This is a genomic window from Escherichia sp. MOD1-EC6300, assembly GCF_002965045.1.
Lineage (GTDB): Bacteria > Pseudomonadota > Gammaproteobacteria > Enterobacterales > Enterobacteriaceae > Escherichia > Escherichia coli_F.
The window spans coordinates 1-15709 of sequence record NZ_PTRH01000015.1; the positions used below are offsets into that span (position 1 = coordinate 1).

General features: G+C 49.8%; 15 protein-coding genes and 1 tRNA gene. 9 read left to right on the forward strand and 7 right to left on the reverse strand.

The features are described 5' to 3' along the window. Nucleotide 1 precedes the first annotated feature (1 nt). Nucleotides 2-75 (reverse strand) — tRNA-Met (locus BGE37_RS19330). Between the two features lie 208 nt (nt 76-283). Here BGE37_RS19330 and mltA point away from each other — a divergent pair. After that, the gene (gene mltA, locus BGE37_RS19340; RefSeq protein ID WP_000678652.1) at nt 284-1381 is read left to right on the forward strand and encodes a murein transglycosylase A; all 1098 of its coding nucleotides are present in this window, start codon (nt 284-286) and stop codon (nt 1379-1381) included. Between the two features lie 76 nt (nt 1382-1457). After that, a complete protein-coding gene (gene tcdA / locus BGE37_RS19345; RefSeq protein ID WP_000117724.1) occupies nt 1458-2264 on the forward strand; it encodes a tRNA cyclic N6-threonylcarbamoyladenosine(37) synthase TcdA in 807 nt (268 codons plus the stop codon). Nucleotides 2265-2314: 50 nt separating this feature from the next. Here the strand turns inward: tcdA and csdE are convergent, their stop codons facing one another. Together csdE and csdA are read right to left on the reverse strand one after the other, a co-directional pair. Beyond that, a complete protein-coding gene (csdE, locus tag BGE37_RS19350) occupies nt 2315-2758 on the reverse strand; it encodes a cysteine desulfurase sulfur acceptor subunit CsdE (protein ID WP_032185027.1) in 444 nt (147 codons plus the stop codon). Next, a complete protein-coding gene (gene csdA, locus BGE37_RS19355; RefSeq protein ID WP_105288347.1) occupies nt 2758-3963 on the reverse strand; it encodes a cysteine desulfurase CsdA in 1206 nt (401 codons plus the stop codon). Before csdA ends, csdE begins: the two co-directional genes overlap by 1 nt. Nucleotides 3964-4154: 191 nt before the next feature. Between csdA and BGE37_RS19360 the strand changes: the two genes are divergently transcribed. The 4 genes from BGE37_RS19360 to rlmM all read left to right on the forward strand — a co-directional run bounded on the left by BGE37_RS19360 (nt 4155) and on the right by rlmM (nt 7157). Further along, complete coding sequence (locus tag BGE37_RS19360) at nt 4155-4382, forward strand: YgdI/YgdR family lipoprotein (protein WP_000750398.1); 228 nt, start codon at nt 4155-4157, stop codon at nt 4380-4382. 350 nt (nt 4383-4732) lie between these two features. Next, the gene (gcvA, locus tag BGE37_RS19365; protein WP_000044401.1) at nt 4733-5650 is read left to right on the forward strand and encodes a glycine cleavage system transcriptional regulator GcvA; all 918 of its coding nucleotides are present in this window, start codon (nt 4733-4735) and stop codon (nt 5648-5650) included. A gap of 18 nt (nt 5651-5668) precedes the next feature. After that, nucleotides 5669-6064 carry a DUF423 domain-containing protein gene (locus BGE37_RS19370; protein ID WP_000203905.1) on the forward strand — a complete coding sequence of 132 codons (396 nt, stop codon included), beginning with the start codon at nt 5669-5671 and terminating at the stop codon, nt 6062-6064. Then, on the forward strand, nt 6057-7157 hold the full coding sequence (rlmM, locus tag BGE37_RS19375) for a 23S rRNA (cytidine(2498)-2'-O)-methyltransferase RlmM (RefSeq protein WP_001045520.1): 1101 nt from the start codon (nt 6057-6059) through the stop codon (nt 7155-7157). The genes BGE37_RS19370 and rlmM overlap by 8 nt, the downstream gene beginning before the upstream one ends. Nucleotides 7158-7200: 43 nt before the next feature. Here the strand turns inward: rlmM and fucR are convergent, their stop codons facing one another. The 4 genes from fucR to fucI form a co-directional block, all read right to left on the reverse strand. Next, nucleotides 7201-7932: an L-fucose operon activator gene (gene fucR / locus BGE37_RS19380; protein ID WP_010378533.1), complete on the reverse strand. Its 732-nt coding sequence runs from the start codon at nt 7930-7932 to the stop codon at nt 7201-7203. A 57-nt stretch (nt 7933-7989) separates the two neighbouring features. Then, nucleotides 7990-8412, reverse strand: coding sequence for an L-fucose mutarotase (gene fucU, locus BGE37_RS19385; protein ID WP_000920840.1), 423 nt, complete (start codon nt 8410-8412; stop codon nt 7990-7992). A 1-nt stretch (nt 8413) separates the two neighbouring features. Further along, nucleotides 8414-9832, reverse strand: coding sequence for an L-fuculokinase (gene fucK / locus BGE37_RS19390; protein ID WP_032185025.1), 1419 nt, complete (start codon nt 9830-9832; stop codon nt 8414-8416). A 108-nt stretch (nt 9833-9940) separates the two neighbouring features. Then, entirely contained in the window at nt 9941-11716 is a 1776-nt protein-coding gene (fucI, locus tag BGE37_RS19395; protein ID WP_038355742.1) for an L-fucose isomerase, read from the reverse strand. A gap of 469 nt (nt 11717-12185) precedes the next feature. Here fucI and BGE37_RS19400 point away from each other — a divergent pair, with 469 nt between their 5' ends. The 3 genes from BGE37_RS19400 to BGE37_RS19410 all read left to right on the forward strand — a co-directional run bounded on the left by BGE37_RS19400 (nt 12186) and on the right by BGE37_RS19410 (nt 15696). Beyond that, nucleotides 12186-13685: a sugar ABC transporter ATP-binding protein gene (locus tag BGE37_RS19400; RefSeq protein WP_105271795.1), complete on the forward strand. Its 1500-nt coding sequence runs from the start codon at nt 12186-12188 to the stop codon at nt 13683-13685. Nucleotides 13686-13688: 3 nt separating this feature from the next. After that, nucleotides 13689-14672: an ABC transporter permease gene (locus BGE37_RS19405; RefSeq protein WP_000156205.1), complete on the forward strand. Its 984-nt coding sequence runs from the start codon at nt 13689-13691 to the stop codon at nt 14670-14672. Between the two features lie 73 nt (nt 14673-14745). Then, nucleotides 14746-15696 (forward strand): ABC transporter substrate-binding protein, encoded by a 951-nt coding sequence (locus tag BGE37_RS19410; protein WP_105271794.1) that lies wholly within the window; start codon nt 14746-14748, stop codon nt 15694-15696. Nucleotides 15697-15709: the final 13 nt, after the last annotated feature.

Genomic DNA, 15709 nt, shown 5'->3' on the forward strand with positions numbered 1-15709 from the left:
GTTGCGGGGGCCGGATTTGAACCGACGACCTTCGGGTTATGAGCCCGACGAGCTACCAGGCTGCTCCACCCCGCGTCCGTGGATGCGCACTATACTCCGCTCGCGTTTTCATGCAACCTTTTTTTTACCCAGATCACGGATTTGGTATGATTTTGAGCAAAAACAAATCACTAAAGCCTGTTTTTTGTGCAAAATTTGCGTCAGGGAGAGGCTGCTCATTTCATTAAACGCAGCGGTTTGTTATCTTCATTGCGCCTTATTTTTTAAACTGAAGAAGAGAACAATGAAAGGACGTTGGGTAAAGTACCTTCTTATGGGCACGGTTGTGGCAATGCTTGCCGCCTGCTCTTCCAAACCAACCGATCGCGGACAGCAATATAAAGACGGGAAATTTACCCAGCCTTTCTCTCTGGTAAACCAGCCAGATGCCGTTGGCGCGCCAATTAACGCCGGTGATTTTGCCGAGCAAATTAACCATATCCGTACTTCGTCACCGCGTCTGTATGGCAACCAGAGTAATGTTTATAATGCGGTGCAGGAGTGGCTACGCGCAGGCGGTGATACCCGCAATATGCGTCAGTTCGGCATTGACGCCTGGCAGATGGAAGGTGCCGACAACTATGGCAACGTGCAGTTTACGGGCTATTACACGCCTGTCATTCAGGCGCGCCATACCCGTCAGGGCGAGTTCCAGTATCCTATTTACCGTATGCCGCCAAAACGTGGTCGTCTGCCGTCTCGTGCGGAGATCTACGCGGGAGCATTGAGCGATAAATACATCCTCGCTTACAGCAACTCTCTGATGGATAACTTCATTATGGATGTGCAGGGTAGCGGGTATATCGATTTTGGTGATGGCAGTCCGCTTAACTTCTTCAGCTATGCCGGAAAGAATGGTCATGCCTATCGCAGTATTGGTAAGGTGCTGATTGACCGTGGCGAAGTGAAAAAAGAAGATATGTCGATGCAGGCGATTCGTCACTGGGGTGAAACACACAGTGAAGCCGAGGTTCGCGAGCTGCTGGAACAGAACCCGTCTTTCGTCTTCTTTAAACCGCAATCTTTTGCTCCGGTGAAAGGGGCAAGTGCGGTGCCGCTGGTTGGTCGCGCTTCAGTTGCGTCCGATCGTTCCATTATCCCGCCTGGTACAACCTTACTGGCAGAAGTGCCGCTGCTGGATAATAACGGCAAATTTAACGGTCAGTACGAACTGCGGCTGATGGTGGCGCTGGATGTCGGTGGTGCAATCAAAGGCCAACACTTCGATATTTATCAAGGTATCGGGCCGGAAGCCGGACACCGCGCAGGTTGGTACAACCACTATGGACGTGTTTGGGTGCTGAAAACCGCCCCGGGCGCAGGTAACGTCTTTAGCGGCTGATGTGTTATTCTGTATACCGTTTTGACGGATACGACAGGGTGAGGGATAACCTCGCCCTTTTTAATTCTGAGGTGCTATGTCTGTGGTAATTAGTGATGCATGGCGTCAGCGTTTTGGTGGCACTGCGCGTCTGTATGGTGAAAAAGCGTTGCAACTGTTTGCTGATGCGCATATTTGTGTGGTCGGTATCGGTGGCGTTGGTTCCTGGGCGGCGGAAGCGCTGGCGCGCACGGGTATTGGCGCAATCACACTTATCGATATGGATGATGTGTGCGTCACTAATACCAATCGGCAAATTCACGCGCTGCGAGATAACGTCGGGCTGGCCAAAGCGGAAGTCATGGCCGAACGTATTCGCCAGATTAACCCGGAGTGCCGTGTAACGGTGGTGGATGACTTCGTGACGCCGGATAACGTAGCGCAATATATGAGTGCCGGTTATTCGTACGTGATTGATGCCATTGATAGTGTGCGACCCAAAGCGGCGCTGATTGCTTATTGTCGGCGCAACAAAATCCCTCTGGTCACGACTGGTGGTGCTGGTGGGCAGATTGATCCGACGCAGATTCAGGTTACCGATCTGGCGAAAACGATTCAGGACCCGCTGGCGGCGAAGTTGCGCGAGCGCCTGAAAAGCGATTTTGGCGTAGTGAAAAACAGCAAAGGTAAGCTCGGCGTGGATTGCGTGTTCTCTACCGAAGCGCTGGTGTACCCGCAGTCAGACGGTACGGTGTGCGCGATGAAAGCCACGGCAGAAGGGCCGAAGCGGATGGATTGTGCATCTGGATTTGGTGCGGCGACGATGGTGACCGCCACCTTTGGTTTTGTTGCGGTTTCTCATGCGTTGAAGAAGATGATGGCGAAAGCGGCGCGTCAGGGGTAAACAATCAGGTCGGATGCGACGCGAACGTCTTATCCGACCTGGTTTTGTGCTTAACCCTGCTTTGCCGCCGCGATAATCGCCTCGCTTAACGCATTCAACCCCTGACTGCGAGAGGCGCTAAGTTGCGCACGCAATCCCAGCTCATCAAACAATGCCAGCGGCGACTGTGCTTGCAATTCGGCGGCGGTTTTCCCCTCAACGGCAGTCAACAACACCGCCAGCAGGCCGCGCACAATGCGTCCTTCGCTGTCGCCAAAGAAATGCATCGTGCCGTTTTCAGCCACGGTATATCCCAGCCAGACGCGGTTTTCGCATCCGGCGATCTCTTTAGCCTGCGCTTTTAACTCGTCTGGCAAAGCTGGAAGCTGTTTCCCCAACATAATTAGCTGACGATATTTGTCTTCCCATTGAGTCAACGGCGCGAAAGTTTCGTGTAACGTCTTTACGGTAACGGTTGTGCCGAACGGATGTCCGGCGTATTGCGGGTTCGTCATTAATCCACCAATAATTCCAGCGCACGGTCAACGGCATTCACCAGCGCATCTACATCACTCTTTGTATTATATGGCGCAAAAGAGGCGCGCAGTGTGCCGGTTACGCCTAATTCTGCCAGTAGCGGCTGAGCGCAATGCTGCCCGGCCCGCAGGGCAATGCCGTACTCTGCCAACAGCGTCACCATATCGCTGTGATGAACGCCAGCAAAATCAAAGGCCAGCAGGCTGGAATCCTGGCAGCGGAATGAACGAAAGCCTGGACGTTTCGCCAGCGCTTCTTCTGCCAGCGTTGCTAAGCTACGGCTCCAGCTTTCGGCCTGGTTGATATCATAATCTGCCAGCCATTCCAGCGCCGCGCTTAATCCTATGACACCAGCGACATTTGGCGTTCCAGCTTCCAGTTTCCACGGCGCAGATTGAGTCGTGAAGCCGTCAAAACTCACTTCGTGAACCATTTTGCCGCCGCCCAGCCAGGGCGACATCGCTTCCAGCAGTTCTGATTTGCCATACAGCACGCCGATACCTGTCGGGCCATACAGTTTGTGACCTGAAAAAGCATAGAAATCAATATCCAGTTGCTGAACATCCGCGGGGAAATGCACCGCCCCCTGAGCACCATCAACCATCACCACCATCCCGGCTGAATGAGCAAAGGTAATCGCTCGCGCCAGATCCGGGCAACCGCCAGTAACGTTCGACATCTGACCCAACGCCAGAATCCGACTATGGGGAGTAATCAGTTCAGGCAACAAATCGATATCTGGCAACCGCTGCGCATTAAGCGGCAATTTCAGCACTTTGGCTCCGGTTTGTTGGGCGACCATCAGCCAGGGGACGAGGTTGGCGTGATGCTCTGCCACACTGACAATAATTTCATCGCCCGGTTGCAGACGCGGACGCGCATAGCATTGCGCCACCATGTTGATGGATTCAGTGGTGCCACGCGTCCAGACGATAGTTTTGTCATCTGGTGCATTCAGTAATTGCGCCACTTTTTCCCGTGCAGCTTCGTAACGCGCGGTCAGGCGTTGGGCCTCGGCAAACTGGCTACGATGGACGTTTCCGGCGCTCAGGCTGTAAAACTGTCGGGTTGCTTCAACCACGGCTTCAGGTTTAAGCGCGGTCGCGGCACTGTCGAGATAGACGCCCGCATCCTGTAGCGCGGGAAACTGGGCGCGAAATTGCGCGGGATTAAAAACGTTCATGGTACTCCTCGGCTTGATGCACCGATCGTGACGCAAAATTCACTTTGATACAAGGAGAGTGCTAACCATCAGAATTATCTGGATATCCTGGCGAAGCCGCGTAAGTAACATATGCTAAATAGTGTTAGGCGTTAATTTTAGCCTGTTAATCAATACTATTAAGATTTATTAATCGCTTTAAGGAGAAGATGATGAAAAAGACTGCCGCAATTATTTCTGCCTGTATGCTGACTTTTGCCCTGAGCGCCTGTTCCGGTTCGAACTATGTGATGCACACCAATGACGGACGTACCATCGTCTCTGACGGCAAACCACAGACTGATAACGATACCGGTATGATTTCGTATAAAGACGCTAATGGCAACAAACAGCAGATCAACCGTACCGACGTGAAAGAGATGGTCGAACTGGATCAGTAATTCGCGATCGCAAGGTAAAAAAAAGCACCGCAATTAGGCGGTGCTACATTAATCACTATGGACAGACAGGGTAAATGTACAGGAAGTGAAAAAAGGTAGCTTTGCTACCATGGTCTGAATCGCAGACCAATTGCAAACACAACAACACAACATCACAACCGTAAGCCAAAAGTTCACCAGAACACGCATTCCGATAAAACTTTTCGTTCCGGCTCAGGAAGTGCCGCCACTATAGGTATTTGCTGGTAGAAGCTCAACGGACAATTTATAATGGCTCAGATTAAAAAAACTAATAGGTTACACAGAGTGATCTAATTGTTAAATTCATTTAACATCAAAGTTTAAAAGCCATGTCTAAACGATTACCACCGCTAAATGCCTTACGAGTTTTTGATGCCGCAGCACGCCATTTAAGTTTCACTCGCGCAGCAGAAGAGCTTTTTGTGACTCAGGCCGCAGTAAGTCATCAAATCAAGTCTCTTGAGGATTTTCTGGGGCTAAAACTGTTCCGCCGCCGTAATCGTTCACTCCTGCTGACCGAGGAAGGGCAAAGCTATTTCCTCGATATCAAAGAGATATTTTCGCAATTAACCGAAGCGACACGTAAACTCCAGGCCCGTAGCGCCAAGGGGGCGTTGACGGTCAGTTTACTCCCCAGTTTCGCCATTCATTGGTTGGTTCCACGACTTTCCAGCTTTAATTCAGCTTATCCGGGAATTGACGTTCGAATCCAGGCGGTTGATCGTCAGGAAGATAAGCTGGCGGATGATGTTGATGTGGCGATATTTTATGGTCGGGGCAACTGGCCGGGGCTACGGGTGGAAAAACTGTACGCCGAATATTTATTGCCGGTGTGTTCGCCGCTACTGCTGACTGGCGAAAAACCCTTGAAGACCCCGGAAGATCTGGCTAAACATACGTTATTACATGATGCGTCTCGCCGTGACTGGCAGACATATACTCGCCAATTGGGGTTAAATCATATCAACGTTCAGCAAGGACCAATATTTAGTCATAGCGCCATGGTGCTGCAAGCGGCTATCCACGGGCAGGGAGTGGCGCTGGCAAATAACGTGATGGCGCAATCTGAAATCGAGGCCGGACGTCTTGTTTGCCCGTTTAATGATGTTCTGGTCAGTAAAAATGCTTTTTATCTGGTTTGTCATGACAGTCAGGCAGAACTGGGTAAAATAGCCGCCTTTCGTCAATGGATCCTGGCGAAAGCCGCTGCTGAACAAGAAAAATTCCGCTTTCGTTATGAACAATAATTTACGTAGGGTACGACCATGACCAGCCGTTTTATGCTGATTTTTGCCGCCATTAGCGGCTTCATTTTTGTGGCTCTGGGCGCTTTTGGCGCGCATGTGTTAAGTAAAACCATGGGTGCCGTTGAGATGGGCTGGATCCAGACCGGCCTCGAATACCAGGCGTTCCATACGCTGGCGATCTTAGGTCTGGCGGTGGCAATGCAGCGTCGCATCAGTATCTGGTTTTACTGGAGTAGCGTTTTCCTTGCGTTAGGCACGGTGCTGTTCAGCGGCAGCCTTTATTGCCTGGCGCTGTCCCATCTGCGTTTGTGGGCATTTGTCACACCGGTTGGCGGCGTGAGCTTCCTCGCGGGCTGGGCGTTAATGTTAGTTGGTGCTATCCGTTTAAAGCGCAAGGGCGTAAGTCATGAATAAGGTTGTATTGCTGTGCCGTCCGGGCTTTGAAAAAGAGTGCGCCGCAGAAATTACCGATAAAGCCGGCCAGCGGGAAATTTTCGGTTTTGCCCGCGTGAAAGAGAATGCGGGTTATGTCATTTATGAATGTTATCAACCTGATGATGGCGATAAGTTAATCCGTGAGCTGCCGTTCAGTTCATTAATTTTTGCCCGCCAGTGGTTTGTGGTCGGGGAACTCCTGCAGCATTTGCCGCCAGAAGATCGTATTACCCCCATTGTCGGCATGTTACAGGGCGTAGTAGAGAAGGGCGGTGAACTGCGTGTTGAAGTTGCCGATACCAACGAAAGCAAAGAGTTGCTGAAATTCTGCCGTAAATTCACCGTGCCGCTACGCGCTGCCTTGCGCGATGCCGGGGTGCTGGCGAACTATGAAACGCCGAAGCGTCCGGTTGTGCATGTATTCTTTATTGCACCAGGTTGCTGCTATACCGGTTACTCATACAGCAACAATAATTCGCCGTTCTATATGGGCATTCCGCGCCTGAAATTTCCGGCAGATGCGCCGAGTCGTTCCACGCTCAAACTGGAAGAGGCATTTCATGTGTTTATTCCGGCGGATGAGTGGGATGAACGTCTGGCGAACGGGATGTGGGCGGTGGATTTAGGCGCTTGCCCAGGCGGCTGGACCTACCAACTGGTGAAGCGCAACATGTGGGTTTATTCCGTCGACAACGGCCCGATGGCGCAAAGTCTGATGGATACCGGACAGGTGACGTGGCTGCGGGAAGACGGTTTCAAATTCCGTCCGACACGCAGCAATATCTCCTGGATGGTATGCGATATGGTTGAAAAACCGGCGAAAGTTGCGGCATTGATGGCGCAGTGGCTGGTTAATGGCTGGTGCCGTGAAACAATCTTCAACCTCAAACTGCCGATGAAAAAACGCTACGAAGAAGTGTCACATAATCTGGCGTATATTCAGGCACAGCTTGATGAACATGGCATAAATGCTCAGATTCAGGCGCGACAGTTGTATCACGATCGTGAAGAAGTGACGGTGCACGTCCGCCGTATCTGGGCTGCGGTGGGTGGTCGTCGCGACGAGCGATAACAGGCAAGGCCGGGGCGTCGTCTCCGGCCTGCTACCCTTTCCGTCAGGCTGTTACCAAAGAAGCCGCAACCTGGCGCTCATCAGAAATAATGTGCGTGACCTCATCCAGATGCCCGATGCGGGCTTCCCCTGAACGATTAAATTTACTTTTATCAATCAATAACAACGATTGCGCGGCACGTTTTAATAGCATCGATTTGTAATCAGCGTTGATGGCATTGGAGTCCCACAGTGCACCGCTGCTATCGATCCCTTCACAAGAAAAAATAAACAGATCGATTTCCAGCGATTTAAGTTGGGAAATCAGCGAGGGATTGACGTAACAGCCATATTTGCGCTCAAGTGTGCCGCCGGAACTGATCAGTTGAATGCGTTCACGTTTACCGAGTTCATGGCAAATCGGATGGCTATTGGTGAAGACCTGAATGTCGATGTCAGGCAACTGGCGTGCCAGATACCAGCAAGTTGAACTGGCGTCTAAGGCTATCACCATCCCTTCTTCAATCCACGCGAGCGCTTCGCGCGCGATATCTGCTTTATGCGCATAATGGCTTTTCAGCCGGATGTGAAAGGGATCGCCACTGTCTTGATTTTGACGGTGGATATATTTAGCGCGCCCATGATTGCGCAGAATTTTACCCTGCGTCTGTAATTCATTGAGATCGCGACGAATGGTTTCTTTACTGACCTTTAGCTGTTCAGAGAGAGCTTCCGTGGTCAGGCTGGTATGGTTCAGCAGCAGGTCGACTATCGCTTGCTGGCGTGCCGCTTTCATATTTTTCACCCCATCATTCGATAACCGCCCGCGTCATGCGGGCGTACCGGTATGAGATTACGGTGTTACCCCTTTTTTTAAAAGAATATTCCCGTACTTCGCTCGTTCGCCTGTGATAACGATCGCAAAGGCTTTTTGCGCCCGCTCATAAAACGCAAAACGATTGATGCGGATGATGTCAGGACAGGGGGCTTGTAGTGAAAGCGCATTACGATAACGTCGTTCTACTTCAGGATCGAGAGTGTCACCTTCTACCGCCGCCATCATCACCAGCGGCGGTGCATAACTGTCCAGTTCAAATAACGGGATAATCGCCTGGAGTAAGTCGCTCACCAACAGGCCATCAGCACGGATCACCTGCGGTCCCATCGAATGGGCGGGAAAGTGAGCATCGGAAAAAATAATTTCATCTCCATGTCCCATCTCTGCCAGCACTTTCAATAGTTCGGGAGAAATTAACGGCGAAATTGTTTTCAGCATTTCACACTTCCTCTATAAATTCAGGTTCAGTTTGTGGGTAGAAATAACGGTACTGATAATGAATCTGCGCGCGAGCTTCTTCCGGGCTGTTAAATTCCCCTACGCCATACCAACCGAACAGCGCAGCTCCTGCGACGGTCGTTTCGGCGTCGTCGAGAACTTTTACCGGAATATCAAGCATATTGGCTTTAATCTGATTCCACAATGTGTTGCGACTTCCTCCACCTACTAACAATAATTCAGAGGCTTTAAAGTGCCCGATTTTTTCCAGCATCTGTAGATTGCGCTGTAATTGCGCGGTTAACCCTTCCAGCGCCGCGCGATAGAAATGTCCGCGCGTGGTATTGAGCGTCACTCCTTGCCAGCCAGCGTTCTGACACGACAATAAATCACACTGCATTTTCACGCCATCCGCGCCAGGCGCGATCAGACGAGCCTCTTCAATCAACATTTGCCAGGGCGTTTCAGTAGTCCAGAACAGTTTTCTCACCCATTCCAGCACGCCGGATGCCAGCCATTGCATACCGGGGTTATACAATCCTGCCTGGCTATCCAGTTCGCAGGTGGAACCGGCGTACTGACTTAGCAGTGAAGTATCAACCTGCGTACTGCGGACCATTAAAATTTCCCAGGTACCGGAAGAGAGCACGGGTTCATTTTGTTCGGCACCAGCACCAAAAAGGGCGAACTGGGTATCATGACCTGCAGAAATTACCGGTATGCCAACGGGTAAGCCGAGCATTGCTGCGGCGCTGTTCTGTAGCGTACCAATCTGTTCACCCGCTTCCACCAGACGAGGGAAGAGTCGGCGTGGAATACCGGTGGCTTGTAAAATTTGCGGACTGAAATCGCGTTGCTGGATATCCAGCATCTGGCTGGTTCCGGCCATCGTGATATCAGTAGTGAATTCGCCGGTTAAACGGTGGTTAATCAGCGACGAAATAAAGAGCCAGGCGTGCGCGCGTTCCAGCAGTTGTGGATGATTTTCTTTCAACCACACCAATTTATATAACGTATTGAAACTAAAGGCTCCGACGCCAGAAATAGCCTGCAACTGCTGTGCGGAGATCAACCGTTCAATATTGTCCATTACCGCTGCTGTTCGCGGACATTTCCAGCTAATGATCGGATAGAGCAAATCGCCTTGCTTATCTACCAGAGCGCCATCCACACCAAAGGTGGTGACGGCGATACCGCGGATGTGGCATTCAGTCAGTTCACTATTGATTTGCCGACAGCAATCAGCAAAGCGTTGCAAAATGGCGTCTAAAGACCACTGGTGCCAGGTGTTGTTTTCCATCGCGATATCGCTGGCATTAGGCGTTGAGGCGCGGGCAACAATTTTTCCCTGCCGATTAACCGCGATGGCCCTGACATTGGTTGCGCCACAGTCGAGTACCAGGATAACTTCTTGTTTCATAATCGCTCCTGCAATATAGCCGGATAACATTGTTTATCCGGCTAACCACTCTTGCTTGTTCAGGCCCGGTAGCCGGAGCGACCGGGCATCACATCAGGGAGTAATGTATTAACGCTTGTACAACGGACCGTAGTTCTGGCAAGCGCGGTAATCCTGGCCTTCAATATCCATGCCGTGCGCAGCCCAGGCAGAAGGACGATACACTTTGGTCTCTTCAACGTTGTGCATACATACCGGGATACGCAGCATGGAGGCGAGAGTGATAAAGTCTGCGCCAACGTGGCCGATGGTCAGAACCCCATGGTTAGCGCCCCAGTTCGCCATTACCGAGTACACATCCGTAAACGGCCCTTTACCGGTGAGGCGCGGTGCAAACCAGGTGGTTGGCCAGGTTGAGTTGGTGCGTTTGTTGAGGATGTCATGCACATCCTTCGGTAACTCAACGCTCCAGCCTTCCGCGATTTGCAGTACCGGTCCCAGGCCTTTGATGATGTTGACACGGGTCATGGTGAACGGGACACCGCCTTCAGTAAGGAAGCGGGAAGAGTAACCACCGCCACGGAAATATTCGTGGATAGCCGGGCACCATTCGGTCGCGGCGAGGCAAGCGTCAGCCTCTTGCTGAGAGATTTCCCAGTGCGGCTTCATCGTCGGTTTACCTTCGCTGTCGCGTTGTTTACAGGATCCGTCCAGCGCAGCAGAACCGGAGTTGATCAAGTGGATGATGCCGTGTTCTGCCAGTCCGTCCAGTTTATGCCCCGTTACTCGCTCAATTGCTTCTGGTGACCAGTAGGTACGCACATCGGCAAATACCTGAGCGGTACCGGTGAGCTGGTGGCCCATTAGCATTGCCACGCCGTTAAGACTGTCGTTTTCGGTCGCCACGACGAAGGGTTCACGCACGCCATTCCAGTCAAATGAACTGTTAAGGATCGCTTCGGCGGTGTCGCCATTGGGATATTGATCGGTCCAGTGACGTTGTCCCTGGAAGCCCGCAGCGATGGCGTTGTAGCCAAGTGATTCTTCCACGCGACCAATATCGGCCAGTTTGCTGTTGCCTTGCATCATGTCGCGGATACACATCGCCATCAGTAAACTTTCGCGTAGAACTGCGCGGCTTTGCTCGGCATTGCGTTGATACTGTTTGTTATTTTCATCTTCGCCATAGCGGAAGTTTTTATCAGCCCAGGCCAGCGCCATTTCCAGTTCTGCTTCGTCGTAAATCTTCTGATCAATACGGCGACGCAGTTCGGTCATATCCACCGCCTGGACTTTCATTCCCAGCCAGGATTCAAAGAAGTTGTGGTCAACGATGGAACCGGCGATCCCCATCGAAACGCCGCCCAGCGACAGATAGCTTTTACCTTTCATACTGGCGACTGCCAAACCGGCGCGGGCAAAGCGCAGCAGTTTTTCTTCAACGTCGGCAGGAATCGATGTGTCATCGGCATCCTGAACGTCATGACCGTAAATGGAGAATGCCGGGATGCCTTTCTGGCTGTGAGCTGCCAGAGCCGCTGCCAGGTAAACAGCGCCGGGACGTTCAGTGCCGTTAAAGCCCCAAATGGCTTTCGGGCGGGTAGGGTCCATGTCAATGGTTTCACTGCCATAGCACCAGCAAGGCGTTACCGTAATGGTGAGGCCTACATTCTGGCTGCTGAATTTTTCTTCGCAAGCAGCAGCTTCAGCCATACCCGCGATACAGGTATCGGAAATGACACACTCGACGGCAGCTCCGCAGGCATGGCGCAGTTTCTCGGTCAGCAGTGCGGCCGTAGCTTTCGCCATATTCATTGTTTGTTCTTCAAGCGACTCACGAACACCCATGCGACGACCGTCAATAACCGGGCGGATACCAATTTTCGGTAACGTATTAATTTTCATCAGGATTCCTCATCTCGCTTTATTGGCGCTCTGCTAAGGCGGAGAAAGGAAACCACCGAAGCAGTAGTATTGGTCATTATTTGCTAACTCGAGTTAGCTTAGGTTTGTAGGCTTTTTATGCACAACTTTTTTGTTGTTGAAATGTGAGGGGCTTCACGAGAAGTGGTTAAAATACGATCTCTGTCAAATTATTATTTAGCGGGATAAAAATAAATTTTACGTATAATCAAATGGTTATTAGATTTTAATGGTTATGCATCACAGTTTTAACTCAAATGATTTGGCTAATTTGTATACCTAAAATAGCTTTAAAAGGCGATCGCTAACTCGAGTTAGCAAAATGCGAAGAATAGATTGATACGATGAATATTTATTCAAAGGTTATTCGTATCACAGTGGAGATGGCTTTAGTAGCGACGTTTATGCCGTACTTCACATTTTCAGTTTCTGATTATTGAGGAAAGCTGCAATGTCCGAAACATTTTTGCAAATGAAGCATATCACCAAACGCTTTCCTGGAGTGTTGGCGCTTAATGACGTGCAATTTACCCTACGCCGGGGCGAGGTTCATGCATTATTAGGTGAAAATGGTGCAGGAAAATCTACATTAATGAAAATTTTGTCGGGGGTTTATCAACCTGATGAAGGCGAAATAATTTTTGAAGATAAATTAGTCTCATTTTCTGATCCGTTAAGTGCGCAAAACGTAGGTATTACTATTATTCACCAGGAATTTAATTTATTTCCCGAGCTTACAGTAGAAGAAAATATTTTTATCGGCAGGGAGTTTTGTAAAAAAAATCGCTGGCGTCTGGATGAGAAACAGCAACGCAAGGCGACGATTGAAATTTTGCAAAAATTAAATTTGGCGATCAAACCAGATACTCTGGTTGCCGACCTTACGGTAGCTCAACAACAGATGGTAGAAATTGCCAAGGCCATTTCGGTTAACGCCAGGATTCTCATTATGGATGAACCTACTGCGGCGTTAACAGAAACTGAAATTGAAAGCTTATTTCGCGTCACCCGGTTATTGAAAGAACAGGGGACCGGCATTGTGTATATATCCCACCGTCTGGAAGAGTTGGCGCTAATTGCCGACCGCGCGACTGTAATGCGTGATGGTCAGTACATCAGCACAGTAGATTATGAGTGCGTAAAAATCAGCGATCTGATTGCCATGATGGTTGGTCGCGATTTAGGGAATATCTATCCCCGCCGCGAGGCCATACAGCAGCGGATGCCGGTTCTGGAGGTCAACGGACTGACGCGCAAAGGCGTACTGAACGATATTAATTTTACGCTTTATCGTGGCGAGATCCTCGGCTTTGCCGGACTGATGGGGGCAGGTCGTACTGAACTTGCGCGTGCGATTTTTGGTGCGGACTCCATTGACAGCGGAACGCTAAAGTTAAATGGTAAGGAAACCGTTATTAAAGATATTTCGGATGCTATTCAGCAGGGAATTAGTTACCTGACGGAAGACCGAAAAAAAGAAGGGTTGGCACTGAATTTATCTGTTGAACGAAATATTATGTTAGGAAATTACCCTGAGTATTCCGATCGTTTTGGGAATGTCGATTCGCGTCGTTGCCAACAAACCAGTGAGGAACAGGTAAAAGCGTTAAGGATTAAAACGCCAAATCTTGAACAGGCTGCATTAAATCTAAGTGGAGGAAATCAGCAGAAAATTATAATTGCACGTTGGGTGTGTAAAGATACTGATATTTTAATCTTCGATGAACCCACTCGCGGCATTGATGTTGGCGCCAAACTGGAAATCTATGAGTTAATGAATCGCCTGGTGGCAAAAGGGAAATCAATCATCATGATCTCCTCTGAATTGCCGGAGGTGTTAGGAATGTGCGACCGTATTTTAGTGATGCGCAGTGGTCGAATTACTGGCGAACTTAGCGCAAATGAAGCGACACAAGAAAAAATCATGCAATACGCGACGTTAGAGGATTAAATTATGACTATCTCTGTAACCTCTCCAGACAGCAATAATAAGAAAATAAAGATAAATAAAGAACTTTTGATGCGCCTTGCGCCTCTTTTTAGCTTAATTATATTAGTGCTGTTTTTTAGTTTCAGCTCTCCCTTTTTCTTTAATACCGAAAATATCATGACGATTGCTCTGCAAACGTCGGTTATCGGCATTATGGCCATTGGGGTAACTTTCGTCATTATTACCGCGGGCATCGATCTTTCATTGGGTTCCGTGGTGGCTTTTTCTGGTGTCGCCGTGGGGATTTGCGCCACACTGGGCCTGCCGCTGCCAGTGTGTATTATTGCCGGTGTTTTAGCCGGTGGAATGTGCGGCTATGTGAATGGTTTGTTGGTCACTAAAATGACTATTCCACCGTTTATCGCTACCTTGGGCCTGATGATGTCCGTCAGAGGTATCAATATGGTGATGACCGACGGGCGCGCCATCTATTTTGCCGATTACCCGATGTTCAAAACGCTCGCTCAGGGACGCTTGTTTGATGTGCTGCCTTATCCTGTTTTCTACCTGGTCATTGTGGCGCTTGTCGGCGCTTACATCCTGAAGAAAACGGTTATTGGTCGCTATGTCTATGCCGTAGGCAGTAATGAAGTTGCTGCTCATCTTTCTGGTATTAAAGTTCAGCGCGTGAAAATTTTCGTCTATGCCTTCTGTGGTTTATTAACCGGGATTGCGGGTGTCATTCTCGCTTCTCGTCTCAACTCCGGACAACCGACGGTGGGTGTGGGTTATGAGCTGGAAGCTATTGCTGCGGTAGTGATCGGCGGAACCAGCTTAATGGGCGGTATTGGCACTATTGGCGGCACAATCATTGGCGCTTTCATTATGAGTGTACTGAAAAATGGCCTCAATTTAATGGGGGTCTCTCAGTTCTGGCAAATGGTCGCGATGGGCGTAGTTGTGGTCGCTGCCGTTTACCTCGATACATTACGCAAAAAGATTCGTTGACTTAGGCTCCCTGTTTTATCGGGAAACAACTGCCCTGACGTTAAGGGTGATTCACTCAGAACGGAGTACAACAATGAAAACCAGGCATTTTATCTATGCGTTATCTCTGCTGGCTTGCGTAAGTTCCAGCGCACTGGCGAAGGATTTAAATCTTCCGGTTGTTAGTAAAGGTTTCCAACATGAATTCTGGCAAACCGTAAAAATGGGGACTGAAGCTGCGGCTAAAGAGTTGGGGGATAAAACCAGCTATGTTGGCCCGGCTGATGAAACGCAAATAGCCGAGCAAATTCAGTTAGTCGAAAATGCGATGGCGCAGAAACCGAATGGCTTGCTTCTGGCAGCCCTCGACGCGAATGCGCTCGCCCCACTGGTAGAAACGGCAAATTCACGCGGTATCAAAGTGGTGACCTTTGATTCAGGCATCAATTCAGACATTCCGGTGAGTTTTGTCGCCACCAATAACCGTAAAGCAGGTGCTCAGGCAGCTGATGCCTTAGCTGCGCAGGTAAATAATAAAGGGAAAGTTGGGATTATCGCGCACGTTGCAGGAACATCTTCCGCTATTGAACGCTCGGAAGGCTTCATGGAGCGTATGAAAGAAAAATATCCTGACATTAAAGTCTTACCCGTTCAGTACAGCGATGGTGACCCGCAAAAAGCGATGGATAAAACTATCGATATGATTCAGGCCAATCCCGATCTTGCTGGGATCTATGGCACCAATGAAGGTTCAACGCTCGGGGTGGCGAATGCCATTGATAGCCAGAATCTGAAAGGTAAGGTGAAGGTCATTGGTTTTGATAGTACGGAAGCGATTATTAACTTCCTGAAGAACGGGGTCATTCAGGGCTTTGTTGTTCAGGATGCATACCAGATTGGCTATCAAGGGATCAAAACGTTGAACGCGGCCCTTTCGGGGCAAGCCGTTGAAAAAGAGATCGATATTCCCGTGAAATTTGTTAATGCCGAGAATATTAACACGCCAGAAATCGACAAACTCCTGCACCCATTCGGTAAGAAATAAAAAAATTGGGGAT